The organism is Streptomyces sp. NPDC054840, assembly GCF_053611065.1.
The window spans coordinates 1-1776 of the sequence record NZ_JBSGZP010001028.1 but is presented as its reverse complement, the minus strand read 5'-3'; the positions used below and the strand labels follow the sequence as shown (position 1 = coordinate 1776).

Genomic DNA, 1776 nt, shown 5'->3' with positions numbered 1-1776 from the left:
GGTCCACCTGGTCGACGTTACGTACCGACTCCTCCGGAGATCGGCGCACCCGTCCTCGTCAGGACGCATGAGAGTGAACTGACTGGTACGTGCAAAAAATTTGGAATGGCCCGGAATCGGAACACCCGGGCACCTCGGCTCGTTGTCACGGCGTGAGCACGACACCACCTGTTCTCGCCGCAGAGCTGGCGCAGGCGTGGGCCGATATTCAGCGGTACCACCCCGAGCTGCCTGACCTTGCCGCGCCCGAGTCCCTGATCGGAGAGTCCTCGTCCGCCTGCGGCGCCGAGCTCTCCTTCGAGCGACTGCTGCACGAGGCAGTCCACGGCATCGCCGCCGCCCGAGGGGTCCGTGACACCTCGCGCGCCGGCCGCTACCACAACCGCAGATTCCTCGCGATCGCCGAGGAAATGGGGCTGAACCACTCCGAGGAGCCACACGCGAGCAGCGGCTTCTCCCTCGTCACGCTCAATCCGGAGGCGAAGCGGCGCTACCGGCCCACCATCGAGCGGCTGCAGCGCGCACTGAAGGCACACACGGCCGCGACCGCCGCCGACACCAAGCGCAGCTTCCGCGGACCGGCCGCCCGGCACGGTTCCTCCGGCGGTGGCGTGCGTGTCAAGGCGGTCTGCGACTGCGGGCGCAACGTACGTGTGGTGCCCTCCGTGCTGGCCCAGGCGCCGATCGTGTGCGGTGGCTGCATGAAGCCCTTCCGGATCCCCGACGTGGCCATCGCGGCGGCCTCCTGACCGCCTTCCCGGTCGCCGCCGGGGCACCGCCCCACGGCGAACCGGGCGCCGGGCCATCGCCCCCACCGGGGCGGCCGCCGACGGCGCACGCGCGGGGGCCCGTACCGCCGTACCCCCGGCGGGCCAGGGTCATGCCCGTCCGGCTGAGCGCGCCGCAGGCGTATGGCACAATGGCTAGCTGTACTCGACAGTCGCATAGGACCCCTCTCTCCTCCGGCTGACGCGTCCATCGGGCACCCGAGTACCGCAACCCCACGTGGCATCTCATGTGCCCAACCACGTCAAGTTCAGGAGACACCACTCCAGTGGCAGTCAAGATCAAGCTCAAGCGCCTCGGCAAGATTCGCCAGCCGCACTACCGCATCGTCGTCGCCGACGCCCGCACCCGCCGGGATGGTCGCGCGATCGAGGAGATCGGTATCTACCACCCGACCTACAACCCGTCGCGCATCGAGGTCAACGCCGAGCGTGCGCAGTACTGGCTGTCCGTCGGCGCCCAGCCCACCGAGGCTGTGCTCGCCATCCTGAAGCTGACCGGTGACTGGCAGGCCCACAAGGGTCTCCCCGCCCCCGCGCCGCTCCTGCAGCCGGCGACGAAGGAGAGCAAGCGTCGCTCCTTCGACGAGTTCGCCAAGGCCCTCGAGGGCATCGGCGAGGGCAAGGGCGAGGCCATCACGCAGAAGGCGAAGAAGGCCGACAAGAAGGCGGACGAGGCTGAGGCCGCCGCCGAGTCGACCGAGGCCTGAGCATGCTCGAGGAGGCTCTTGAGCACCTCGTGAAGGGCATTGTGGACAACCCCGACGAAGTGCAGGTCGCCTCGCGCAACCTGCGCCGCGGGCAGGTGCTCGAGGTCCGGGTTCACCCCGATGACCTCGGCAAGGTGATCGGCCGCAACGGCCGCACCGCACGTGCCCTGCGTACCGTCGTGGGCGCCATCGGCGGCCGGGGGATCCGCGTCGACCTCGTCGACGTGGACCAGGTCCGCTGAGCAGTTGATTCACCGGCACGGGCCGGGGAGGGCGTTGGT

At 69.6% G+C, this 1776-nt stretch carries 3 protein-coding genes; all 3 read left to right on the top strand.

What is annotated here, in order from left to right; all coding sequences use genetic code 11:
• Positions 1-152 precede the first annotated feature (152 nt).
• The 3 genes from ACWGIU_RS37155 to ACWGIU_RS37145 all read left to right on the top strand — a co-directional run bounded on the left by ACWGIU_RS37155 (position 153) and on the right by ACWGIU_RS37145 (position 1737).
• Positions 153-749, top strand: a complete 597-nt coding sequence (locus ACWGIU_RS37155; RefSeq protein WP_453712474.1) for a hypothetical protein — start codon at positions 153-155, stop codon at positions 747-749.
• 305 nt (positions 750-1054) lie between these two features.
• Entirely contained in the window at positions 1055-1495 is a 441-nt protein-coding gene (rpsP, locus tag ACWGIU_RS37150) for a 30S ribosomal protein S16 (protein WP_030011890.1), read from the top strand.
• A gap of 2 nt (positions 1496-1497) precedes the next feature.
• Positions 1498-1737, top strand: a complete 240-nt coding sequence (locus ACWGIU_RS37145; protein ID WP_030011889.1) for an RNA-binding protein — start codon at positions 1498-1500, stop codon at positions 1735-1737.
• Positions 1738-1776: the final 39 nt, after the last annotated feature.